At 68.3% G+C, this 22,127-nt stretch carries 21 protein-coding genes; 18 read left to right on the top strand and 3 right to left on the bottom strand.

The window, feature by feature from the left end; genetic code table 11:
• Positions 1 to 11: 11 nt before the first annotated feature.
• The 12 genes from HV793_RS00740 (at position 12) to HV793_RS00795 (ending at position 9,301) form a co-directional block, all read left to right on the top strand.
• Positions 12 to 1,028, top strand: coding sequence for a branched-chain amino acid ABC transporter permease (locus HV793_RS00740; RefSeq protein WP_054451606.1), 1,017 nt, complete (start codon positions 12 to 14; stop codon positions 1,026 to 1,028).
• Positions 1,021 to 1,800, top strand: a complete 780-nt coding sequence (locus HV793_RS00745) for an ABC transporter ATP-binding protein (protein WP_054451607.1) — start codon at positions 1,021 to 1,023, stop codon at positions 1,798 to 1,800. The genes HV793_RS00740 and HV793_RS00745 overlap by 8 nt, the downstream gene beginning before the upstream one ends.
• Positions 1,793 to 2,506: an ABC transporter ATP-binding protein gene (locus HV793_RS00750; RefSeq protein ID WP_054451608.1), complete on the top strand. Its 714-nt coding sequence runs from the start codon at positions 1,793 to 1,795 to the stop codon at positions 2,504 to 2,506. Before HV793_RS00745 ends, HV793_RS00750 begins: the two co-directional genes overlap by 8 nt.
• An 18-nt stretch (positions 2,507 to 2,524) precedes the next feature.
• On the top strand, positions 2,525 to 3,397 hold the full coding sequence (locus tag HV793_RS00755; protein ID WP_054451609.1) for an alpha/beta hydrolase: 873 nt from the start codon (positions 2,525 to 2,527) through the stop codon (positions 3,395 to 3,397).
• A 19-nt stretch (positions 3,398 to 3,416) separates the two neighbouring features.
• Positions 3,417 to 3,809, top strand: coding sequence for a RidA family protein (locus tag HV793_RS00760; protein ID WP_119449231.1), 393 nt, complete (start codon positions 3,417 to 3,419; stop codon positions 3,807 to 3,809).
• A gap of 34 nt (positions 3,810 to 3,843) precedes the next feature.
• Positions 3,844 to 4,605, top strand: a complete 762-nt coding sequence (locus HV793_RS00765) for an SDR family NAD(P)-dependent oxidoreductase (RefSeq protein WP_175212482.1) — start codon at positions 3,844 to 3,846, stop codon at positions 4,603 to 4,605.
• Positions 4,606 to 4,619: 14 nt separating this feature from the next.
• Complete coding sequence (locus tag HV793_RS00770; RefSeq protein WP_054451611.1) at positions 4,620 to 5,843, top strand: acyl-CoA dehydrogenase family protein; 1,224 nt, start codon at positions 4,620 to 4,622, stop codon at positions 5,841 to 5,843.
• Positions 5,840 to 6,883, top strand: coding sequence for a phosphotransferase (locus HV793_RS00775; protein WP_175212483.1), 1,044 nt, complete (start codon positions 5,840 to 5,842; stop codon positions 6,881 to 6,883). The genes HV793_RS00770 and HV793_RS00775 overlap by 4 nt, the downstream gene beginning before the upstream one ends.
• Before the next feature lie 124 nt (positions 6,884 to 7,007).
• Positions 7,008 to 7,472 carry a GNAT family N-acetyltransferase gene (locus HV793_RS00780; RefSeq protein ID WP_054451612.1) on the top strand — a complete coding sequence of 155 codons (465 nt, stop codon included), beginning with the start codon at positions 7,008 to 7,010 and terminating at the stop codon, positions 7,470 to 7,472.
• A gap of 100 nt (positions 7,473 to 7,572) precedes the next feature.
• Positions 7,573 to 7,941 (top strand): COG4315 family predicted lipoprotein, encoded by a 369-nt coding sequence (locus HV793_RS00785; RefSeq protein ID WP_054451613.1) that lies wholly within the window; start codon positions 7,573 to 7,575, stop codon positions 7,939 to 7,941.
• A 30-nt stretch (positions 7,942 to 7,971) separates the two neighbouring features.
• Complete coding sequence (locus tag HV793_RS00790; protein ID WP_054451614.1) at positions 7,972 to 8,484, top strand: RNA polymerase sigma factor; 513 nt, start codon at positions 7,972 to 7,974, stop codon at positions 8,482 to 8,484.
• Between the two features lies 1 nt (position 8,485).
• On the top strand, positions 8,486 to 9,301 hold the full coding sequence (locus tag HV793_RS00795; protein WP_175212484.1) for an anti-sigma factor family protein: 816 nt from the start codon (positions 8,486 to 8,488) through the stop codon (positions 9,299 to 9,301).
• Here HV793_RS00795 and HV793_RS00800 read toward each other — a convergent pair.
• Genes HV793_RS00800 through atzF form a run of 3 tightly spaced genes read right to left on the bottom strand, consistent with a single transcriptional unit; the run spans position 9,298 to position 15,545 of the window.
• On the bottom strand, positions 9,298 to 10,047 hold the full coding sequence (locus HV793_RS00800) for a GntR family transcriptional regulator (RefSeq protein WP_119449228.1): 750 nt from the start codon (positions 10,045 to 10,047) through the stop codon (positions 9,298 to 9,300). The two genes, HV793_RS00795 and HV793_RS00800, sit on opposite strands and share 4 nt — an antisense overlap.
• A gap of 2 nt (positions 10,048 to 10,049) precedes the next feature.
• Positions 10,050 to 13,682: an urea carboxylase gene (gene uca / locus HV793_RS00805; protein WP_175212485.1), complete on the bottom strand. Its 3,633-nt coding sequence runs from the start codon at positions 13,680 to 13,682 to the stop codon at positions 10,050 to 10,052.
• A 42-nt stretch (positions 13,683 to 13,724) separates the two neighbouring features.
• Positions 13,725 to 15,545 (bottom strand): allophanate hydrolase, encoded by a 1,821-nt coding sequence (atzF, locus tag HV793_RS00810; protein WP_175212486.1) that lies wholly within the window; start codon positions 15,543 to 15,545, stop codon positions 13,725 to 13,727.
• Between the two features lie 367 nt (positions 15,546 to 15,912).
• Here atzF and urtA point away from each other — a divergent pair, with 367 nt between their 5' ends.
• The 6 genes from urtA to HV793_RS00840 all read left to right on the top strand — a co-directional run bounded on the left by urtA (position 15,913) and on the right by HV793_RS00840 (position 21,967).
• Positions 15,913 to 17,166 carry an urea ABC transporter substrate-binding protein gene (urtA, locus tag HV793_RS00815; RefSeq protein WP_175212487.1) on the top strand — a complete coding sequence of 418 codons (1,254 nt, stop codon included), beginning with the start codon at positions 15,913 to 15,915 and terminating at the stop codon, positions 17,164 to 17,166.
• A 20-nt stretch (positions 17,167 to 17,186) separates the two neighbouring features.
• Positions 17,187 to 18,818, top strand: coding sequence for an urea ABC transporter permease subunit UrtB (gene urtB, locus HV793_RS00820; RefSeq protein ID WP_054451620.1), 1,632 nt, complete (start codon positions 17,187 to 17,189; stop codon positions 18,816 to 18,818).
• Positions 18,815 to 19,942: an urea ABC transporter permease subunit UrtC gene (gene urtC / locus HV793_RS00825; protein ID WP_119449224.1), complete on the top strand. Its 1,128-nt coding sequence runs from the start codon at positions 18,815 to 18,817 to the stop codon at positions 19,940 to 19,942. Before urtB ends, urtC begins: the two co-directional genes overlap by 4 nt.
• Positions 19,939 to 20,778, top strand: a complete 840-nt coding sequence (urtD, locus tag HV793_RS00830; RefSeq protein WP_054451622.1) for an urea ABC transporter ATP-binding protein UrtD — start codon at positions 19,939 to 19,941, stop codon at positions 20,776 to 20,778. Before urtC ends, urtD begins: the two co-directional genes overlap by 4 nt.
• Before the next feature lies 1 nt (position 20,779).
• The gene (gene urtE / locus HV793_RS00835) at positions 20,780 to 21,478 is read left to right on the top strand and encodes an urea ABC transporter ATP-binding subunit UrtE (RefSeq protein WP_175212488.1); all 699 of its coding nucleotides are present in this window, start codon (positions 20,780 to 20,782) and stop codon (positions 21,476 to 21,478) included.
• A 75-nt stretch (positions 21,479 to 21,553) separates the two neighbouring features.
• A complete protein-coding gene (locus HV793_RS00840; RefSeq protein ID WP_175212489.1) occupies positions 21,554 to 21,967 on the top strand; it encodes a DUF2946 domain-containing protein in 414 nt (137 codons plus the stop codon).
• The last annotated feature ends 160 nt before the right edge of the window (positions 21,968 to 22,127 follow it).

Here is a 22,127-nt window from a genome sequence, read left to right on the forward strand (position 1 = left end):
AGGGGGTGACGATGAAATCCGAAATCCATCCGCCCGGGGACGGCGCGCGCCACGACCTGCGCATCCTGCTGGCGCTGTGGGGCCTGTTCCTCCTGTTTCCGCTGGTGGCGCCGAACAGCTATGCCGTAGGCCTGGCGGTGACGTTCAGCATCAACCTGATGCTGATCGCCAGTCTCAACCTGCTGATGGGCTACTGCGGGCAGATATCCATGTGCCAGGCCGGCTTCTTCGGCCTGGGCGCCTATGTCAGCGGCGCCTTGTCGGCCAAGTACGGCCTCCCCGCACTCGCCTCCATCCCGGCCGCGCTGGCGGTCGCAAGCACGGCGGCGCTGTTGATCGCCCTGCCCGTGCTGCGGCTGCGCGGTCACTACCTGGCGATGGCAACGCTGGGATTCAACGCCATCCTGTCGGTGCTGTTCGTCGAACTGGTGGACTACACCGGCGGCCCCAACGGCCTGTCGGGAGTCGAGCCCATCACCATCGCGGGCTATGCCTTCGATACCGACCGGCGCTTCTTCTACCTGGCCTGGGCCGCGGGCCTCCTGCTGATGTGGGGCTTCCTCAACCTGACCCGCTCGCGCATCGGCCGCGCCATGATCAGCGTGGCCGGCAGCGAGGTCGGCGCGGCCAGCCTGGGCATCAACACCTATGCGCTCAAGGTGGCGGTGTTCGTGCTTTGCGCCGCGGTGGCGGCCCTGGCGGGTACGTTCTATGTCCACTTCAACCAGTTCGCATCGCCGGAAACCTTCAGCTTCTCCGCCTCGGTGCTGCTGCTGGTCATGGTCGCGGTCGGAGGCTGGGGCAAGTACTGGGGGCCCTTGTTCGGCGCGCTGGTCTACACCGCCGCGCCCGAACTGCTGCGCGCCTTCCACGACGTGGAGCTGCTGCTGTTCGGGCTGGGCATGATCCTGGTCCTGATGTTCTTCCCGGGCGGGCTGGCGGGACTGGCGCAGCGGCTGTGCCGGCGTTCCGCAAGCCTGCCCGCATCCCCGGTGGCGGCAACGAAGGGAAAGGTGCGCCATGGCTGATCACGATTTCCTGTCGGTGCGGGACCTGGGCATCAATTTCGGCGGACTGGCCGCGCTTGCCGACCTGTCCTTCGATCTGAAGCAAGGGCAGATCAAGGGGCTCATCGGTCCCAATGGCGCGGGCAAGAGCACCTTGTTCAACATCGTGGCGGGGCTGCTGCAGCCGGGCAACGGCGACGTTTGCTTTCGCGGCCGCTCGGTGCGGGGCCTGCCGCCGCACCAGCGCGTCAGGCTGGGCATCGCCCGCACCTTCCAGAACCTGCAGATCTTCAAGGACCTGACGGTGCTGGAGAACGTCATGGTGGGCTGCCATGCGCGCTTCGGCTCCGGCCTGTGGGCCTGCATGCTGCGCACGCCCCGCCAGCGCCGCGACGAGCGGCAGATGCGCGACATCGCGATGCAACGGCTGGAGCAGCTGCATCTGGCCCGCCAGGCTGATGTGCTGGCTGCGGACCTGAGCTTCGGCCAGGCCAAGATCCTGGAAATCGCCCGCGCCCTGGCCGCCGATCCCACCTTGCTGCTGCTGGACGAACCCGTCGCGGGCGTGCCGCATGCCGAAGTGGCGCAGGTGGCCCAGGTCATACGCGAAGTGAACGCCAGCGGGGTAACCGTGCTGCTGGTCGAGCACAACATGAGCTTCGTCATGCAGCTGTGCGACGACATCCTGGTCCTGAACTACGGCCGCAAGATCGCCGAAGGCCAGGCCGACGCGGTGCGCGTCGATCCCCTGGTCCTGAAGGCCTATCTCGGGGAGGACATGCCCGATGCTTGAAATCACCAATCTGTGCGCCTCTTATGGGGCCGGCGACGTCCTGCGGGAAACCAGCCTGGAGATTCCCGCCGGGCAGATAGGCTGCCTGCTAGGCGCCAACGGCGCCGGCAAGACCACGGTCATGCGCAGCCTGAGCGGCCTGCTGCGCCCCCTGCGCGGCAGCGTGCGCTTCGAGGGCGAAGCGATAGAGGCGCTACCCGCCGACCGCATCGTCGACCGCGGCATCGTGCTGGTGCCCGAAGGCCGGCGCGTCTTCGCACCGCTGTCGGTCAGCGAAAACCTGGAAATGGGCGGCTACAAACTGCTCAAGCAACGCCGCCAATCCGAGTTCCGCCGCAACCTCGACTTCGTCCTGGACCTGTTCCCGCGGCTGTCCGAGCGCGCCCGCCAGGCTGCGGGAACGCTGTCCGGCGGCGAACAGCAGATGGTCGCGATCGGCCGGGCCCTGATGAGCAGCCCGCGCCTGCTGATGCTGGACGAACCGTCCATGGGCCTGGCGCCCCTGGTCGTGAAGGACATCTTCCTGTCGCTGCGGCGGCTCAAGCAGGAAGGACTGACGCTGTTCATCGCCGAACAGAACGCCAGGCTGACCTTGAGCGCCGCGGACTACGGCTACGTGCTGCAGGAAGGCCGGGTGGCGTATTCGGGCAGCGCCCAGGCGCTGCGCGACGATACACGGGTACAGGCCGCCTATCTGGGCGCCTGACAGGAGACAGGTGAAGCGATGACGTGTTCTTCCCAGGAGCAGGCGATCGATCCGGAGCAGGAAGCGCAGTACAACCTGCGCGCCCGGCACCCCGAACGCGAGGAAATCTACTTTACCTATGCGCGCCGCAGCGCCGACACGCGCAGCCGGCGCGAGGCGCGCCTGGACCTGCGCTTCGGCGAGCGGCCCTCGAGCGTGCTGGACCTGTTCGTTCCCGACCACGTGCCGGCGCCGCCGCTGCTGGTCTTCATCCATGGCGGCTATTGGCGCGCCCTGGACAAGCACGGCTTTTCGTTCATCGCCGACGAGTACCTGGCGCGCGGCGTCGCGGTGGCGCTGCCCAACTACACGCTGGCGCCGCACGCGAGCGTCTCCGAGATCGTCGACGAAGCCTGTACGGCCGTCTCCTGGCTGACCGCGCAGGGAGAGCGCCACGGCTACGACGCCAGCCGCATCGTGCTGTCCGGCCATTCCGCAGGCGGGCACATGGCCGCCCGCGCGCTGTGCCGGGACCTGGTGCCCGCCCTGGCGGGCAGGATACGCGGCTACGTGGGCTTGAGCGGACTGTTCGATCTGGAGCCGCTGCTGCGCACTTCCATCAACCGCGATCTCCACATGAGCGCGGCCGAAGCCCGCAGCCTGGGGCTGTACCAACGCGTCGCGTTGTACGAAGTGCCCATGGTGTTCGCCGCCGGCGCGCTGGAAACCGAGGGCTTTCGCGGCCAGAGCCGGGATTTCTCGCAGCATTGCGCCAGCCATGGCCACGAGGTGGAGAACCTGGTGGTGCCGCAGCGCAACCATTTCGATCTGCTGACCGATTTCGCGGGCGGAAGCTATCCGCTGTTCAACAAGACGCTCGATCTGCTGCTGCCCGGCGCGGGCCGGGCCTGATCTTTCACGAGGAGTCCCTATGGCAGGCCAACCACTCAATCCCGCGGGCGTCTGCGCTCCGCTGGGCCCCTACAGCCAGGGCGTGCTGACCGAAGGCCCCGGACGCTGGCTGCACATTGCCGGCCAGGTGGGAGTATCGTCGGAGGGCGCGCTCGCCCAAGGCTTCGAAGCCCAGGCCCATGCCGCCTGGCGCAACATCCAGGCCATGCTGGAGGCTGCGGGGATGAATGCGGGCGATCTGGTCAAGGTCGTGACCTACATCACGGATGAAAGCCAGTTGCCGCTGCTCGGCCCCGTCAGGCTGGCCTATCTGGGCGAAGCCCGTCCCGCCGCGACGCTGGTCGTGGTGCGCGCCCTGGCGCGGCCCGAGTGGCTGATCGAAGTGGAAGCGTCGGCGTACAAGCCTGCATGACCCGCGCGGCGGCATCGCCGGAAGGAGGATGAGCATGTTCGAGGACCTACGCAACAAGCGGGCCCTGGTGACCGGCGCCTTTGGCGGACTGGGCGCGGAGTTCGCGCGCACCCTGTCCGCCGCGGGCGCGCATGTGGCGCTGGCCGGGCGCAGGCTGCAGGCCGGCGAGCAGCTGGCCGCGGAACTGGCCGCCGCCGACCGGCAGGCCTGCGCCATCGCGCTGGACGTGACCCAGCCCGACAGCGTCGCGGGTCTGTTCGATACCGCATCCGAGCGCCTGGGCGGCGCCATCGACATCCTGGTCAACAACGCCGGCATTACCACCGCGCGCCCTGCGCTGGAACACAGCGAAGCCGACTGGATGGGCGTGATCGACGTCAACCTCAACGGCACCTGGCGGGTGGCGCAGGCAGCCGGACGCCACATGCAGGCGCGCGGCGGCGGCAGCATCATCAACATCGCTTCCATCCTGGGGCTGCGGGTGGCCCAGCAGGTTCCCGCCTACGCCGCCTCCAAGGCCGCGCTGATCCAGCTGACGCAGGCCCTGGCGCTGGAATGGGCGCGCCACGGCATCCGCGTCAATGCGCTGGCGCCAGGCTACATAGAAACCGACCTGAACCGCGAATTCTTCGCCAGCGACGCGGGGCAGGCGCTGATCCGGCGCGTGCCGCAGCGCCGGCTCGGGCAGGCGCGGGAGCTGTCGGCTCCCCTGCTGCTGCTGGCTTCCGACGCCTCTTCCTTCATGACCGGATCGGTCCTGGTGGTGGACGGCGGACACCTCATTTCCACGCTTTGACTCCGGGACGCAATATGGACTTCAGCCTCACGCCAGAAATCGAAAGCTATCGCCTGCGCATCAAGGACTTTGTCGAGACGCACATCCTGCCGGTGGAGGCGGATCCGTCCTCCTACGACGAACACGAGAACATCCGCGAGGAAGTCCTGCAGCCGCTGCGCCGCCGCGCGCGCGAAGCCGGTCTGTGGGCCCTGCAGATGCCGCGCGAACGCGGCGGCCAGGGCCTGTCGCGCGTCGGCATGGCGGCCTGCTACGAGGAAATGAACGTGTCGATCTTCGGACCCGTGGTGTTCAACAGCGCGGCGCCCGACGACGGCAACATGATGGTGCTGGAAAAGGTCGCCACCGAGGCGCAGAAGGCGCGCTGGCTGCAACCCATCGTGGACGGCAAGGTGCGCTCCTCGTTCGCCATGACCGAACCGCATCCCGGCAGCGGCTCCGACCCTTCCATGATGCGCACCACCGCCACGCTGCAGGACGGCAAGTGGCGGGTGCATGGCAAGAAATGGTTCATCACCGGCGCCGGCGTGGCGCAGCACTTCATCCTGATGGCCAAGACCTCGGACGATCCGCGCAAGGGCCTGACGGCCTTTCTGTTCGACGCGGACCAGCCCGGCTGGCGCATCGAGCGGCGCATTCCCATCATGGGCCCGGAGGAACACGGCGGCCATTGCGAACTGGTATTCGACGGACTGGAGATTCCTGACGAAAACCGCCTGCTCGGCGTGGGCGACGGTCTGAAGGTCACGCAGATCCGCCTGGGGCCCGCGCGGCTGACGCATTGCATGCGCTGGCTGGGGCTGGCCCGCCGCTCGCTGGCGATCGCGCGCGAGTACGTGGCGACCCGGCAGAGCTTCGGCACCGCGCTGGCCGAACGCGAAGGCGTGCAATGGATGCTGGGCGAATGCGCCATGGCGATCGAAATCGGCCGCCTGCTGACGATGCGCGCCGCGGTCGCCCTGGACCAGGGCAGCTACGCGCGCAAGGAAGTCTCGATGGCGAAGATCGTCGTCTCCGAAACGCTGCACAAGGCGGTAGACACCGCCATCCAGCTGACCGGCGCGCGCGGCTATTCACGCGATACGGCGCTGGCCTGGATCTACCGCTACGCGCGTCAGGCCCGGCTGGTCGACGGCGCCTCGGAAGTGCACAAGATGGTGCTGGCTCGGTTCCTGATGGACGAAGGCGACGACTTCTGGCGTTGGCAGGCGCAGGACGCGGCCGGGGCGCAATCGTGACGGGCGCGGCGGCGGACGCCATCGACGGCCAGGACGCGCTGGCCGCCTACCTGGTGCGCGCAGGGTATGCGGGACGGGCGGAGGAAGTGGCGCTGCGCCGCCTGGCCGGCGGCCAATCGAATCCGACCTACGTCGTGACCACGGACAAAGGCCAGTACGTGCTGCGCAAGCAGCCCGCGGGCAAGCTGCTGCCCTCGGCGCACGCCATCGACCGGGAATTCCAGGTGATGCGGGCGCTGCAGCGCAGCGACGTGCCCGTGCCGCGCATGCTGGACTATTGCGCCGATGACAGCCTGCTCGGCACGCCCTTTTATCTGATGGACTACGTGCAGGGACGCAGCTTCGTCGACCCCGCCCTGCCGGGCCTCGCGCCCGCCGAGCGCGCCGCCATCTACGCGGAAACCAGCCGCGTGCTCGCGGCCCTGCATCAACTGGATTACGCGGCCCTGGGCCTGGAAAGCTATGGCCGTCCAGGCAACTACTACGCGCGCCAGATATCACGCTGGACGCGGCAATACCGCGAAAGCCGGCCGGCGGCCGACCTGCCCGCCATGGAAGCGCTGATCGACTGGCTGCCGCGCAACATTCCCGCCAGCGACGAAACGCGCCTGGTGCATGGCGATTTCAGGCTGGACAACCTGATCTTCCATCCCACCGAACCCCGCGCGCTGGCCCTGCTGGACTGGGAGCTTTCGACACTGGGCCACCCGCTGGCGGACCTGGCCTACTACAGCATGTGCTGGCGCGTATCGCCGCAGCTGTGGCGCGGCGTGGCCGGCTCCGACCTCGCCGCGCTGGGCATCCCCGGCGAGGACGAAGTCGTGGCCGCGTATTGCCGGGCGCGCGGGCTTGCGGGGGTGTCCGATTGGGGCTTTTATCTCGCCTACAGCTTCTTCCGCATGGCCGCCATCCTGCAAGGGGTTGCCGCGCGCGCCTCGGGCGGCAATGCCGCAGCCGACGACGCCCGGACCATGGGCGCCAAGGTGGAACCGCTGGCCGAGCTGGGATGGGAGTGCGCGCGCAACGGCAGCGCGGGTTGACGCAACGGCGTCAAGGAGCGGGCTGAAAGCGCCAGGCGGCGGACTGGCGTCCGCGGCGCAACCGCTCTATAACCTGATAATCGCGCCGGCGCGTCAGCCGGACGCCCCCAATTTCCCCGCATCCATGACCCAGACCTGCTCCCTGGCGCTGCAACCCGCCACCGAAGACGACCTGCCCTTCCTGCTCACCCTGCGCAAGACCACCATGCAGGAACACCTGCAGCGCGCGGGCGCTCCCCTGGATGACGACCACCATCTGGCCCGCATCCGTTACCGTTTCGAGGACGCCCGCATCGTCTGGCTGGACGGCCGGCCCGCCGGCCTGTTCAAGCACGGCCGGGACCCGGCAGGCTGGCGCATCGTGCAGATCCAGATCGATCCCGCCTTCCAGGGCCGCGGGCTGGGCCGCCGCCTGCTGGAGGGCGTGCTGGACGAGGCCGACGCCGAGGGCGTCCCCGTCACCCTGAGCGTGCTCAAGGGCAACCCTGCCCGGCGCCTCTATGAAGCGCTGGGCTTCATCCCCGTGGAGGAAACCGACCTGGAATATGAAATGCGTCACGAACCCGGCGCGGTCCGGCCGGCCGGCTGACCCTTTGCAACTTCTTTCAGCCCGGCTGGAATAAAGCCGGGACCGGCAGCGTCTGTAGGGGGCAGTCTCCCACTTTCCCTATCTACGTACGAGGCACACCATGCGCAAACACATCGCCGCAGCCCTGGCCATCTCCGCCGCCGCCCTGTTTTCGGCCGGCGCCCAGGCCCAGGCCGTCAAGACCCAGGACGGCATGCTGGTCAACAGCGCCGGCATGACGCTTTACACCTTCGACAAGGATGCCGGCGGCAAGAGCGCCTGCAACGACCAGTGCGCCAAGATCTGGCCGCCCGTCATGGCCAGCGCCGACGCCAAGCCCATGGGCGACCTGACCGTCATCACCCGCGACGACGGCAGCAAGCAATGGGCCAGCAAGGGCAAGCCGCTGTACACCTATGCCAAGGACGCCAAGGCGGGCGACAAGACCGGCGACAACTTCAAGGAAGTCTGGCACGTTGCCAAGCCCTGATACGGTGTCCGCCATCACACGCAGCAACCCATGCGCGCCGAAGACGAAGCCCTGATCCTGGCCTGCATCCCCAGCCTGCGGCGCTATGCCCGCGGGCTGACGGGCGACCCCCACCGGGCCGACGACCTGGTCCAGGACACGCTGGAGCGCGCATGGAGCCGCTATTCGCGCTGGCAGCGGCGCGGCGAGCTGCGCGCCTGGATGTTCGGCATCATGCATAACCATTTCATCGACGGCGTGCGCGCCAGCAACCGGCGGGCCGAACAGACCGCCCCGGGCGAACTGCCCGACGCCCCGGTGCGCGCCACGCAGACAGACCACCTGGAGGTGCGCGACCTGGACCGCTGCCTGCAAGCCCTGCCCGCCGAACAGCGGGAAGTGCTGTTGCTGATATGCGTGGAAGACCTGTCCTATCAGGACACCGCCCGGATACTGGACGTGCCGATGGGCACGGTCATGTCGCGCCTGTCGCGCGCCCGCGAAAAACTGGGCGCGCTGATGCAGGCGCGCGACACCGTCAGCAAGCTCCATCGCGTGAAATGACATGAACGAGAAACGCCTCCATGCGGTGCCCGGCGCGGGCACCCCGATTACCGAAGCCGACCTGCATGCCTATGCGGACGGCCAGTTGCCGCCCACGCGCCGCGCCGAGGTCGAAGCATTCCTGGCCTCCCATCCGCAAGACCAGGCCCGCGTCGACGAATGGCGCGACCAACGGCGCCTGCTGCACGCCATGCTGGACCCGGTGCTGGACGAGCCGCTGCCGCTGCGCCTGCCCCTGGCGCGGCCCTCGAACCCCTGGCCCTGGCGGGCCCTGGCCGCCGGCGTGGCGATCGCCGCCATCAGCGCCAGCGCCGCCTGGATCACGCGCGGCGCCATGGACGCCCGCCAGCTGCAGGCCGCACTGGCGACCGCCGCGCCCGAACGCATTGCGGGCGGCTATGCCCAGCGCGCCGCCATCGCCCACGCGGTCTACGCGCCCGACATGGGCCGGCCCGTGGAAGTCGGCGCCGATAACGAAAAAGGCCTGGTGACCTGGCTGACCAAGCGCATGGGCGCGACCATGCGCCCGCCATCCCTGTCGCAGGCCGGCTATGAACTGGTGGGAGGCCGCCTGCTGCCCGGCGGCGCGGGACCGGTCGCGCTGTTCATGTACGGGGCGGCCGACGGCCAGCGCCTGACGCTGTACGTCACCCGCGAAGCCGCGGGCGGGCAGACGGCATTCCAGTTCACCCAGGAAGGCCCGGTGCGGGTGTTCTACTGGGTCGAAGGACAGTTCGGCTATGCGCTGTCCGGCGCAGTCAGCCGCGACGAGCTGCTGCGCGTGTCGCAGGAGGTCTACCAGCAGCTGCAGGGCTAGTCGGGCAGCGCCAGGCCCCGGCCGCCCGCGTGCTCGCGCGCCTGGTGCAGCATGTGCAGCGTAATCTTGCGCACCTCGGCGCGGCTCATGCCGATATGCGAACGCAGCATGCGCGTGGCCTCGTCGGCCCGCCGCGCCAGCACCGCGCGCAGGATGGCGGCGTGCTCATCATAAGTGGCGTCCACGCGGAAATCCTTGGTGAAGTCCAGCCGCCGCACGATGCGTATCTTCTCGGTCACGTCGCGATGGATCTGCGCCATTTCGGGATTGCCGGCAGCGGCCACCAGCGAACAATGAAAAGCCTCGTCCAGTTGCGCCACCAGCCGGCCGTCCAGAATGCGCTGGCGCGGCGGCGCCAGCCACACGTCCTTCAGCGCGCCCAGCATGCCTGCCTCGTCCATGTGCTCGCGCGCGCACAGCCGTTCCACCGCGGCCTGCTCCAGCACCACGCGCACGTCATACAGCGCCTCGAAGCGTTCGAAGTCGAAAGGCCGCACCTGCCAGCCGCTGCGCGGACGGGGCAGCACGTAGCCTTCGCGCTCCAGCCGCGCCAGTCCCAGCCGCACCGGCGTGCGGCTGACGCCCAGCCGCGCCGCCACCTCGGCCTCGGTGAAGCGCTCGCCCGGCAGCACGCGGAAGTCGAACAGGTCGTCTTTCAGCCGCTGATAGACCTGGTCGGCCAGCGAACCGGCCAAGGCCGGCGTCTGGCGGATGGCGGGAGCGGCCAGCGCGGATTCCAGGCGCATGGTCAGGCCACGGGGCAGGTCGCGTCTTCGGCCAGAACGATGAGCGGGTCGCCCGCGTTCACCGGTTTGCCCGGCACGCAGCGGATCGCGACCACGGTCCCCGACGCCGGCGCGATGACGGACAGCTCCATCTTCATGGCCTCGACCACCACCAGCGTGTCCCCCGCCGATACGCTCTGACCCACCTGCACCGGGATCTTCCAGACGTTGCCGCACATGTCGGCGCTGACCAGGCTTTCGCCTTCGCGCAAGGCCGCCTCGGCGTCGGGTTCGGGGTCGGCCGCCACTTGCTCCACCGCCGCATCCTCGCTTTTCCACAAGGCCACTTCGGCGTCGAAGGCGCTCTTCTGGCGCGTCTGGAACGCGGCGATGCTGTCGGCCTCTTCCGCCAGGAAGCGCTGGTGCGCGGCAAAGTCGAACACCTCTTCCTCGATGCGGACCGTGGCCCGGCCTTCGCGGAAATCTTCGCGCAACGCATCGAGTTCGGCTTCCGTCACCGGATAGAAACGCACCTGGTCGAAAAAGCGCAGCAGCCAGGGCTTGCCGTCCTGGAACACCGGGTTCTTCAGGAATTTGTTCCAGATGGGCAAGGTGCGTCCGACCAGCTGATAGCCGCCAGGCGAATCCATGCCGTAGATGCACATGTAGACCCCCCCTATGCCTACCGTGCCTTCGGCGGTGTAGGTGCGGGCCGGGTTGTACTTGGAAGTCAGCAGGCGGTGGCGCGGATCTATCGGCACCGCGCAGGGCGCGCCCAGGTACACGTCGCCCAGGCCCATGATCAGATAGCTGGCGTCGAACACGATATCGCGGACCTGCTTGCGGCTGGCCAGGCCGTTGATGCGCCGGATGAAGTCCACATTGTTCGGCAGCCACGGCGCACTGGCGCGCACGGTTTCCTGGTAGCGCTGCACTGCGCCCAGCGTGGCCGAATCCTCGAACGCCATGGGCAGGTAGACCACGCGGGTAGGCACCTTGAGCGTGGCCACGTCGGCCAGGCCGCTCTCGATCCGCAGCAGGCGCTCGATCAACGCGCCTTGCAGGATGACACGGCTGTCGTAGCGGATCTGCAGCGAACGCACGCCAGGCGACAACTCCATCACGCCGGCGACGGGCTCGGCATTGAGCGCCTCCATCAGCAGATGGATGCGCATGCGCAGCGCCAGGTCCAGCACGTTGTCGCCGTATTCCAGCAGCAGGTAGCCGTCGCCCGCCTGGCGGTAAGAAACCGCAGGCCGCGCGCCCTGCGCCGGCAGCGCCGCCACGATGGGTTCCGGCACGGCGGCGGGCGCCAAGGCTTGCGTGGGCTGCGCGGGCGCCGCCAGTTCGGCCACGCAACGGTCCTGCGCCGCCTCCAGCGCCACCGCCTGCTGATAGTCGATGCGCACGAAGCGGATCCGGTCGCCCGGTTTGACCTGCCCGACTTTCCACAGTTCGGCGCGGGCGATGGTGACGGGGCAGACGAAGCCGCCCAGGCTGGGGCCGTCGCGCGTCAGGATGACCGGGCTGTCGCCGGTAAAGTTGATGCTGCCGATGGCGTATTCGCAATCGTGGATGTTGGACGGATGCAGGCCGGCCTCGCCGCCGTCCTCGCGCGCCCAAGTGGGCTTGGGGCCGATCAGGCGCACGCCCAGCCGGTTGGAGTTGTAGTGCACTTCCCAGTCCGCGGCGAAGAAGGCCTCGATGGCTTCGGGCCGGAAGAAATCCGGCGCGCCGTGCGGGCCGTAGAGCACGCCGATTTGCCAGGTATTGCCATAGGCCGGAATCAAGCCGGCGGGCGCGGCCTGCGGTTCGGACACAGGTGCGGTGGCACCGCAGTCCCGCTCAGGACGGATCCGCGGCAGCATGTCGCCCACGCGCAAGGTGCGGCCGGCATGCCCTCCAAACTGGCCCAACACGAAAGTGGAGCGGCTGCCCAGGTAGACCGGCACGTCCAGGCCGCCGCGCACCGCCAGATAGCTGCGGCAGCCCGACAGCGCGCGGCCGGTCGCCAGCACCTGGCCGGAACGCACGGCCACCGGCGTCCACATGGGCACGGGTTCGCCATCCAGGGTGGCGGCGCAGGCCGCTCCCGTCAGCGCCACGATGGCATCGCCGTGAAAGCGCAAGGTCGGGCCGACCAGCGTGGCCTCGATGCCCGCTGCGTCGGACGCGTTGCCGACGATGCGGTTGGCCATGCGGAAGGCATAGTCGTCCATCGGGCCCGAGGGCGGCACGCCGATGTCCCAGTAGCCCACCCGCCCAGGGTAGTCCTGTACGCTGGTGTAGGTGCCTGCCGCCAGCACCTCGATCGCCGCGGGCCGGTAGGCAAAGGTTTCAAGAAAGCGCGTGGACAGCTCGCCTGCGCGAAAACGCGCGTCATCCACGATCTGCCGCAGATAGTCCAGGTTGGTGGCGATGCCGTGCAGGCGCGTGCCGGCCAGCGCGTGCGCCAGCTTGTCCAGCGCGGCCTCGCGCGTGCCGGCATGCACGATCAGCTTGGCCAGCATGGGGTCGTAGAACGCCGGCACCTCGGTGCCGGTCGCGACCCAGCCGTCCACCCGCAGGCCTTCCGGAAAGAACACGTCGGTCAACACGCCAGGCGACGGCTGGAACTGGCGCAGCGGATCCTCGGCATACAGGCGCACCTCGATGGATGCGCCTTGCGGCGCGCGCGACATGGCGGCGTAATCCAGCGCTTCGCCCGCGGCCACGCGCAGCATGCACTCCACCAGGTCCAGCCCGGTGACGGCTTCCGTCACGGGATGCTCTACCTGCAAGCGGGTATTGACCTCCAGGAAATAGAAGCTGTCGCGCGCCGGGTCGTAGATGAATTCAACGGTGCCGGCGGAACGGTAGTTGACCGACTCGCCCAGCCGCACGGCGGCAGCGTGCAGCGCCTGGCGCGTGGCGGCGGGCAAAAGCGGCGCGGGCGTCTCTTCGATGACCTTCTGGTTGCGGCGCTGCACCGAGCAATCGCGCTCGCCCAGGGCCAGCACACGGCCGGCGCCGTCGCCGAAGATCTGCACCTCGACATGGCGCGCATTGTCGACGTAGCGCTCGATGAAGGCGCCGCCGTCGCTGAAGAAGTGCTCGCCCATGCGCTGTACGCTATCGAAGGCCGCAGTCAGCTCGGCCTCGTTGTCGCAGCGCGAAAGGCCGATGCCGCCGCCTCCCGCCGTGCTCTTTAGCATCACCGGATAGCCGATGCGCTCGGCCTGCGACAGCGCGGCGCCCAGACTGTCCAGCAGGCCCGTTCCCGGCGTCATCGGCACGCCGGCCTCGGCCGCCAGTTCGCGGGAACGGTGCTTCAAGCCGAACTCGCGGATCTGCAAGGGCGTAGGGCCGACGAACGCAATGCCCGCGTCTTCGCAGGCCTGCGCGAACTCGGCGCTTTCGGACAGGAAGCCGTAGCCGGGATAGATGGCTTGCGCGCCATGCTCGCGCGCGGCGGCCAGCAGCAGGTCCATGCGCAGGTAGCTGTCGGCGGCCTTTTCGCCGCCCAGAGCCACGGCCACGTCGGCCGCGCGCACGTGCGCGGCATTGCGGTCCGGGTCGGAGTAAACGGCCACGCTGCGGATGCCCAGCCGCTTGAGGGTGCGGATGGCGCGGACGGCGATCTCGCCGCGGTTGGCAATCAGAACGGTATCGAACACGGTGCGACTCCCTGGTGTCTTGCGGGTTATCGAAAGCGGAGATCAGGCCAGGCTGGCCAGGTAGGCGCGCCAGCCGCCGAACTCCGTGATGTCGCGCGCGCCCTCCAGGCCGCGCGGCTCGCAGATGAATCCCTTGACCTGGCGGCCGTCCGCCAGCTCCAGCGTGCCGATGCCCAGCGGCGCGGGGATCTCGGCCACGAAGGCGCCGAAGGCGGCCAGCGGTACGTCCCAGAGTTCGACCTCGATGGGCGCGCCGCTCGCGGACTTCACCAGTCCGGGCTTGGGCGGCGTGGTGTTGGCCAGGGCGTACAGGCGGTAATCGCCGGCCGTGCGCGCCGCTTCGACGAACACGGCGCGGCGCGAGGTCAGTTGGTGGTTCAGCGGCATGCCGCGCAGGTGCGCCCCCACCACCGACACGCGCACCGTGTCACGCGGGGGGAGGACCGCATGCTCGGCTGCGGGCAGCGGCGCACCGGTGGCGCCCAGCGGCAGCGCCAGACGCGCCTGCCACTGGCGTCCGAACTGCGCCAGCGCATGGTCCTGCCAAGCCATGCCGATCAGCGTGATGCCCGCGGGCAGGCCGTCGCCGCGCATGCCCGCCGGCAGCGCCAGCGCCGACAGGTCGGCCAGGTTCGTGAAGTTGGTGTAGATCCCCAATCTCGAGTTCAGCGTCACCGGATCGGCTTCGAGCTGGGCGATGGTGTAGATCGTGGGCGTAGTCGGCACCACCAGCGCATCAAAGCCCGCCAACGTCTGATGGATGCCGCGCGTCAGATCGGCGCGCCGGTACTCGGCTTTGAACGCGTCCAGCGCGCTGTAGTTGGCGGCCTGTTCGACGATGCCGCGCACCACCGGATGGATGGCCTCGGGGTTCTGCTTCCACAACGCTTCCACGACGGCAAAGCGCTCGGCCACCCAGGGCCCTTGGTACAGCAGCGCCGCCAGCTCGCTGAATGGCGTGAAGTCGATGGGTTCGACCGTTGCGCCGCTGGCCTTCAGGTCGCTCACGGCCTGATCGAACGCCGCCGCGGCCTGCGCATCGCCGAAAAATTCCAGCTGCGCGGGAATCGCCAGCCTGGGTTGCGCCGGCCAAGGATTTGCGCTCCCTACAGGCTGAGCGCGCGAATAGGGGTCGCGCGCGTCCCAACCCGCCGCGATGTCGGCTACCAGTTCGGCGTCGTCCACCGTCAGCGCGAACACCGACACGCAGTCCTGCGTGCGGCATGCCGGCACCACGCCTGCCGCGCTGAGCCGCCCCTTGGTGGGCTTGAGGCCCACGATGTTGTTGAACCCCGCCGGCACGCGGCCCGAGCCCGCCGTGTCGGTGCCCAACGAGAAAGCGGCCAGGCCGCGCGCCACCACGGAAGCCGAACCCGAACTGGAGCCGCCGCTGACGTAGTCCGGATTGAACGTATTGGGCACCGCGCCCAGCGGCGAACGCGTGCCCACCAGTCCGGTGGCGAACTGGTCCAGGTTGGTCTTGCCCACCAGGATGGCGCCGGCCGCGCGCAGGCGGGCGACCACGGTCGCATCTTCCTCGGGCGTATATGCGAATTCCGGGCAGGCCGCCGTGGTGGGCCAGCCGGCGGCGTCGATATTGTCCTTGATGGCGAACGGCACGCCATAAAGCGGCAGCCGCGTCAGGTCGCCGTTGGCCGCTTCCAGCAGCCCTTGCAGGGCATCGAGCTGCCGCGCCAGCATGGCGCCGTCCACGCGCTTGATCCAGGCATTGTCTGGCGCGTTGCCGCGTTCGGCCCAGGCGGCCAACAAGGTCTCGGGCGTGGCGCCCTCATTGCGATAGGCGGCCTGCCACTGCGCGATCGTCCAGGCGACGGGGCCTTTGTGCGTTGCTACGGCGTTCATGCTGGAATCCTTTCTTGTATACAAGTACGGATTCCCAAGCAATCGGCGTGCCATGTCGGACGCCGCCCCGCGCCTGTCCCGATTCCCTGCGGCAAGGGGCCGCCTGCGGCACGAAGCCATCGCCGCGGCGCCACATGCGCGCACCGCCAGCGGGCGGCGCGCGCACCCATGTTGTGCACGCGGCACCAGATCGGCCCGTGCCGCCTGGCGCGCCGTCATCCGTGGCGCGCCCTTCGTCTACCCCTTTCATATAGCGAACTGCACGTGCCCGCGCGGTTGGCATGCCTTTTGCTTTTAGGTCCTCGTTGTCGTGTGTTTTCAGATCGTTCTCGCCGGCACGGCCGGCACATTCCAATCAGGAGTCACCATGAAACGCAGACTAGCCCTTAAGCAACTGACCTCCGTGAGCCTGTTGGCCATGTCCGGATGGATGCCGCAGGTATTCGCCGCCGAGGACACCATCAAGGTCGGCATCCTGCATTCGCTGTCGGGCACGATGGCGATCTCGGAAACGTCGCTCAAGGACGTGGCCCTGATGACCATCGACGAGATCAACGCCAATGGCGGCGTGATGGGCAAGAAGCTCGAAGCCGTGGTGGTGGACCCGGCGTCGAACTGGCCGCTGTTTGCCGAGAAGTCGCGCCAGCTGCTGTCCCAGGACAAGGTGGCGGTTGTCTTCGGCTGCTGGACCTCGGTGTCGCGCAAGTCCGTGCTGCCGGTGTTCAAGGAACTCAACGGCCTGCTCTTCTACCCCGTGCAATATGAGGGCGAGGAGCTCGAGAAGAACGTGTTCTACACCGGCGCAGCGCCCAACCAGCAGGCCATACCCGCCGTCGAATACCTGATGAGCGAAGACGGCGGCGGCGCCAAGCGCTTCGTGCTGCTGGGCACCGACTACGTCTACCCGCGCACCACCAACAAGATCCTGCGCGCCTTCCTGCATTCCAAGGGCGTCAAGGACAGCGACATCGACGAGGTCTACACGCCTTTCGGCCATTCCGACTACCAGACCATCGTCGCCAACATCAAGAAGTTCGCCACGGGCGGCAAGACAGCCGTCATCTCCACCATCAATGGCGACTCCAACGTGCCCTTCTACAAGGAGCTGGGCAATGCCGGCCTGAAGGCCACCGACGTGCCGGTGGTGGCGTTCTCGGTGGGCGAAGAGGAATTGCGCGGCGTGGATACCAAGCCGCTGGTGGGCCACCTGGCCGCGTGGAACTACTTCCAGTCGGTCAAGAACCCGGTGAACGACGCCTTCATCCAGAAATGGAAGGCCTATGCCAAGGCCAAGAACCTGCCCAACGCGAATACGGTGGTGACCAACGACCCGATGGAAGCCACCTACATCGGCATCCACATGTGGAAGCAGGCGGTGGAGCAGGCCAAGACCACTGACGTGGACAAGGTGATCGCAGCCATGGGCGGCCAGAAATTCAACGCGCCCGACGGCTACACCATCGAGATGGACAAGACCAACCACCACCTGCACAAGCCGGTCTACATCGGCGAAATCAAGGCGGATGGCCAGTTCAGCGTGGTGTGGAAGAGCAAGGGTCCGATCCGCGCCCAGCCCTGGAGCCCGTACATCCCGGGCAACGAAGGCAAGCAAGGTCTCTAACGCACCGGGAACAAGCAGCCATGCGCATCGCGGCAATCGCACTCTACTTGCGTCGTTTCCTGCTGGCATGGCTGGTGTCCCTGCCGCTCGCGGCCGCCCCGGCGGCGGCAAGCGGCGTGGACCCGGCCTTGCTTGCGCCGCTGGCCGGCGACGACACGGACGCCAGGCTCCAGGCGATTGCCGCGCTGGGCCAGCTGCCCGAACCCGAGGCGGCAGCGGTGCTGCAGGCGCTGGGCGAGGACCGGCTCTACGCCGCCGATGACGGCCGCGTGCTGATCGGCAACGGCGGTGCGCGCGCCATCGATGCGGCGACGGGCGCCGCCGCCGAGCTGCCCCCAGGCGCAGGCGCCATCGGCATCAATAACCGCCTGCGGCGCGCCATCGAGGCGGCGCTGGCGGGTTCGCGCCTGTATTCCGAGCAGCCCGCCGAGCGCCTGGCTGCGGCGCGCCGTCTGCAGCAGACCGGAGACCCGGCGCGCCTGCCCATGCTGGAAAAGGCATTGGCGTCCGAAAAGAACGAAGCCGTGCGCGACGCGCTGCTGATCGCGCAGGCCAACCTGGAATTGAAAAGCGGCGATCCCGTCAAGCGGCGCCATGCGGTCGAGGTGCTGGGCGCCACCCGCAACGCCGCATTCCGTCCCACCCTGGCCGCGCTGGCCGAGGAGCGCGACGGCGCCTACGCGGAACCCGACGCCGGCGTGCGTGAGGCCGCGGGCCACGCGCTCAAGCAGATCGACCGCCACCTGGCCACCATCGAATGGGCCGGCAACCTGTTCTACGGCATCAGCCTGGGCAGCGTGCTGCTGCTGGCGGCGCTGGGCCTGGCCATCACCTTCGGGCTGATGGGCGTCATCAACATGGCGCATGGCGAACTGCTGATGATAGGCGCCTATGTGACCTACGTAGTGCAGACGGCGTTCCGCGCCTGGCTGCCGGGCTGGCTGGACTGGTATGTGCTGGCCGCGTTGCCGCTGGCCTTCGCCGTGACGGCGCTGGTCGGCATGGCGCTGGAACGCACCGTCATACGCTGGCTCTATGGCCGGCCGCTGGAAACGCTGCTGGCCACCTGGGGCATCAGCCTGATCCTGATGCAGGGCGTGCGCACGCTGTTCGGCGCGCAGAACGTGGAGGTGAGCAATCCCGGCTGGATGTCCGGCGGCGTCACGGTACTGGGCGGACTGGTGCTGAGCTACAACCGCCTGGTCATCATCGGCTTCGCCTTCTTCGTGGTGTTCCTGGTCTGGGCGCTGCTGAACCATACCCGCCTGGGCCTGTTCGTGCGCGCCATCACGCAGAACCGCCGCATGGCCGACTGCGTGGGCGTGCCCACCGGCCGCGTCGACATGCTGGCCTTCGGCCTGGGCTCCGGCATCGCCGGGCTGGCTGGGGTGGCGCTGTCGCAGCTGGGCAACGTGGGGCCGGACCTGGGCCGCGGCTACATCGTCGATTCGTTCATGGTGGTGGTGCTGGGCGGCGTGGGCCAGCTCGCCGGCACCGTCATCGCCGCGCTGGGACTGGGCGGCGTCAACAAGTTCCTGGAGCCCTATGCCGGAGCCGTCATGGCCAAGATCACCATCCTGGCGCTCATCGTGCTGTTCGTCCAAAAGCGGCCGCAAGGCCTGTTCGCCCCTCGCGGCCGGAGCGTCGAATGAAACAGAACGCGCTGACTGACCTGAATCTGCTGACCCGCCGCCCGCTGTACTCGGGGCGGGTGTGGGCGGCCCTGGCAGCGGCAGTGGCGCTCCTGGCGCTGCTGCCCTTGCTGAATCTCGCTTTCCCTCCCGGCCATGCGCTGCATGTGTCGGCCTATGTCGTGGCGCTGCTGGGCAAGTTCATGTGCTACGCAATGGCGGCGCTGGCGCTGGACCTGGTGTGGGGCTATGCCGGCATCCTGTCCTTGGGCCATGGCCTGTTCTTCGCGCTGGGCGGCTATGCGCACGGCATGTACCTGATGCGCGCCATCGGCCGCGACGGCGTCTACCAGAGCGACCTGCCCGACTTCATGGTGTTCCTGGACTGGAAGAGCTACCCCTGGTACTGGTCCTTTACCGAGCACTTCTGGTACGCCATGCTGCTGGTCGTGCTGGTGCCGGGCGTGCTGGCCTTCGTGTTCGGCTACTTCGCCTTCCGCTCGCGCATCAAGGGCGTGTACTTTTCCATCATCACGCAGGCGCTGACCTTCGCCGCGATGCTGCTCTTTTTCCGCAACGACACGGGCTTCGGCGGCAACAACGGTTTCACCGACTTCAAGCGCATCCTGGGTTTCGACATCACCGCGCCCGGCACGCGCGCCGCGCTGTACTGGATCACGCTGGCCGCGCTGGCAGGCGCGCTGGTCCTTGCGCGCGCGGTCACGCAGAGCAAACTGGGCCGCGTGCTCACCGCCGTGCGCGATGCCGAGAGCCGCCTGCGCTTCATCGGCTACGACCCGCTGGGCTTCAAGCTCTTCGTCTGGACCCTGTCCGCGGTGCTCTGCGGCATCGCTGGCGCGCTCTACGTGCCGCAGGTCGGCATCATCAACCCCAGCGAGATGTCCACAGAGACCTCGATTGAAATGGTGATCTGGGTCGCCACCGGCGGACGCGGCACGCTGGTCGGCCCCATCATCGGCGCGGGCGCCGTCAACGGCCTGAAGACCTGGTTCACCAGCGTGCTGCCGGAATTCTGGCTGTACGCGCTGGGCTTGATCTTCGTGCTGGTGACGCTGTTCCTGCCCACCGGCATCGTCGGCCTGGCGCGCCGCATCTGCGCCCGCATCCAGGGGAACAAGGCATGAGCAGCACGCACATCGAATCCGCCGCGCTCGACGGCGGCCCCAGCGGCGATGCCGGCTACGGCCGCGTCAGCCCCAAGGGCCTGGACACCAGCCACGGCGCCATCCTTTACCTGGAAGGCATCACGGTCAGCTTCGACGGCTTCAAGGCCTTGAACGACCTGACGCTGGACATAGGCGTGGGCGAACTGCGCTGCATCATCGGCCCCAACGGCGCTGGCAAGACCACCATGATGGACGTCATCACCGGCAAGACCCGGCCCACTTCGGGCACGGCCTACTTCGGCCAGAGCATAGACCTCACCACGCTGAACGAAGCGCAGATCGCGCATGCCGGCATCGGCCGCAAGTTCCAGCGGCCCACGGTGTTCGAGCAGCACAGCGTGTTCGAAAACCTGGAGCTGGCGATGAAGACCGACAAGCGCGTGCGGCCCACGCTGTTCGCGCGATTGAGCGGCGAACAGGCCGACAAGATCGGCGAGACGCTGGACCTGATCCGGTTGCGGCCCGAAGCGGCGTTGCCCGCGGGGCTGCTGTCGCACGGCCAGAAGCAGTGGCTGGAGATCGGCATGCTGCTGATGCAGGAGCCGCAATTGCTGCTGCTGGACGAGCCGGTGGCGGGCATGACCGATGCCGAGACCGAACGCACCGGCGAGCTGCTCAACGAATTGCGCGGACGCCATTCGCTGATGGTGGTGGAGCACGACATGGATTTCGTCAATCAGATCGCGGGCGACGGCAAGGTCACGGTGCTGCACGAAGGCTCGGTGCTGGCCGAAGGGCCGATGAGCAAGGTGCAGGCCGATCCGCGGGTCATCGAAGTCTATCTGGGGCGCTGAGATGCTGGACGTAAACACGATAGACCAATACTACGGCGGCAGCCATACGCTGCGCGGCGTGTCGCTGTCCGTGCGCCAGGGCGAATGCCTGGCGCTCTTGGGACGCAATGGCGTGGGCAAGACCACATTGCTCAAATGCGTGATGGGCGTGCTGCCGGTGACGCGCGGCGACATCGCCTTCGACGGCGCGGACGTCACGCGCCTGGCGCCGCACCAGCGCGCGGCGCGCGGCATGGCCTATGTACCCCAGGGCCGTGACATCTTCGCCCGCTTGACGGTGGAAGAGAACATCCTGATGGGCATGGCGACCAAGCCGGCGGCGCGCGCGCGCCGCATCAAGGAAGAGGTGTACGAGCTGTTCCCCGTGCTGCGGACCATGCTGTCGCGCCGCGGCGGCGACCTGTCCGGCGGACAGCAGCAACAGCTGGCCATCGCCCGCGCTCTGGTGGCCGAGCCCAAGCTCATCATCCTGGACGAGCCCACCGAAGGCATACAGCCGTCCATCATCAAGGACATCGCCCGAGTCATCCACATGCTGCGCCAGCGCGGCGACATCGCCATCCTGCTGTGCGAACAGTACTTCGACTTCGCTCGCGAACTGGCGGATCAGTTCGTGGTGCTGTCGCGCGGCGTCGTGGTGGCGCGCGGCGACCGCGACGCCATCGACGGCGAGGATGTGCGGCGGCATCTGTCGGTTTAGGGTCTGCGCCGGACCTCGATTATTCCTGGCAAACGCTGGACGGCAGCCCCATCTGCTCCGATATAATCGGGCGCCATGTGCTCCGCTGCCTACCTGACCCGCCCCGCCGTGTGGATCGCGCTCGTCGCGATCCTGTGGGCGTCGTTGGCGCCGTCGCTGGCGCATGCACTGAGCCTGTCTCCGGCCAGCCACAACGCCCATCGCATCAGCGTCGACTTCTGCACCAGCGAAGGCGCGGGGCAAGCATCCCTGACCCTGGAGGTGCCGGGCGGCAGCAATGACGGCACCCAGGGGGACGATCACGGCGACAGCCATCATTGCCCGCTTTGCCGCAACCCCAACGCTGACGTGGGCATTCTGCCCGCGCCCGTTCCCGTCGTGCCAGCCCCTCTCGGCCGCGCCATCACGTATCCGCCGCTGTTCTTCCTCGCGGCCCATCCTCTTCATGCCTGGAGCGCGGCCCAGCCGCGCGCACCGCCCGCGGTCTGAGCCGGCGCGCCCCGCCGCCTGACGGCGGCCGGTTTGCGTCCACCGCTGTTATCCCGCCGCCACGTTCCGTCCGCGCCTCCCGGCGCGCCCGGATGCGTGCCGTCATTCAGGCTCATGCGTCCCGGCCAGCCCCGCCCGCTTTGCGAGGGCCGCCGAGCGC

The sequence above is a fragment of the Achromobacter aegrifaciens genome, from assembly GCF_902859965.1.
Lineage (GTDB): Bacteria > Pseudomonadota > Gammaproteobacteria > Burkholderiales > Burkholderiaceae_B > Achromobacter > Achromobacter aegrifaciens.

What these genes read in the sequence shown, in the direction of transcription:
- HV793_RS00740 (WP_054451606.1), top strand. Translation starts at nt 12, where the DNA reads ATGAAATCCGAAATCCATCCGCCCGGGGACGGCGCGCGCCACGACCTG.
- HV793_RS00745 (WP_054451607.1), top strand. Translation starts at nt 1,021, where the DNA reads ATGGCTGATCACGATTTCCTGTCGGTGCGGGACCTGGGCATCAATTTC.
- HV793_RS00750 (WP_054451608.1), top strand. Translation starts at nt 1,793, where the DNA reads ATGCTTGAAATCACCAATCTGTGCGCCTCTTATGGGGCCGGCGACGTC.
- HV793_RS00755 (WP_054451609.1), top strand. Translation starts at nt 2,525, where the DNA reads ATGACGTGTTCTTCCCAGGAGCAGGCGATCGATCCGGAGCAGGAAGCG.
- HV793_RS00760 (WP_119449231.1), top strand. Translation starts at nt 3,417, where the DNA reads ATGGCAGGCCAACCACTCAATCCCGCGGGCGTCTGCGCTCCGCTGGGC.
- HV793_RS00765 (WP_175212482.1), top strand. Translation starts at nt 3,844, where the DNA reads ATGTTCGAGGACCTACGCAACAAGCGGGCCCTGGTGACCGGCGCCTTT.
- HV793_RS00770 (WP_054451611.1), top strand. Translation starts at nt 4,620, where the DNA reads ATGGACTTCAGCCTCACGCCAGAAATCGAAAGCTATCGCCTGCGCATC.
- HV793_RS00780 (WP_054451612.1), top strand. Translation starts at nt 7,008, where the DNA reads ATGACCCAGACCTGCTCCCTGGCGCTGCAACCCGCCACCGAAGACGAC.
- HV793_RS00785 (WP_054451613.1), top strand. Translation starts at nt 7,573, where the DNA reads ATGCGCAAACACATCGCCGCAGCCCTGGCCATCTCCGCCGCCGCCCTG.
- HV793_RS00790 (WP_054451614.1), top strand. Translation starts at nt 7,972, where the DNA reads ATGCGCGCCGAAGACGAAGCCCTGATCCTGGCCTGCATCCCCAGCCTG.
- HV793_RS00795 (WP_175212484.1), top strand. Translation starts at nt 8,486, where the DNA reads ATGAACGAGAAACGCCTCCATGCGGTGCCCGGCGCGGGCACCCCGATT.
- HV793_RS00800 (WP_119449228.1), bottom strand. Translation starts at nt 10,047, where the DNA reads ATGCGCCTGGAATCCGCGCTGGCCGCTCCCGCCATCCGCCAGACGCCG.
- atzF (WP_175212486.1), bottom strand. Translation starts at nt 15,545, where the DNA reads ATGAACGCCGTAGCAACGCACAAAGGCCCCGTCGCCTGGACGATCGCG.
- urtA (WP_175212487.1), top strand. Translation starts at nt 15,913, where the DNA reads ATGAAACGCAGACTAGCCCTTAAGCAACTGACCTCCGTGAGCCTGTTG.
- urtB (WP_054451620.1), top strand. Translation starts at nt 17,187, where the DNA reads ATGCGCATCGCGGCAATCGCACTCTACTTGCGTCGTTTCCTGCTGGCA.
- urtC (WP_119449224.1), top strand. Translation starts at nt 18,815, where the DNA reads ATGAAACAGAACGCGCTGACTGACCTGAATCTGCTGACCCGCCGCCCG.
- urtD (WP_054451622.1), top strand. Translation starts at nt 19,939, where the DNA reads ATGAGCAGCACGCACATCGAATCCGCCGCGCTCGACGGCGGCCCCAGC.
- urtE (WP_175212488.1), top strand. Translation starts at nt 20,780, where the DNA reads ATGCTGGACGTAAACACGATAGACCAATACTACGGCGGCAGCCATACG.
- HV793_RS00840 (WP_175212489.1), top strand. Translation starts at nt 21,554, where the DNA reads ATGTGCTCCGCTGCCTACCTGACCCGCCCCGCCGTGTGGATCGCGCTC.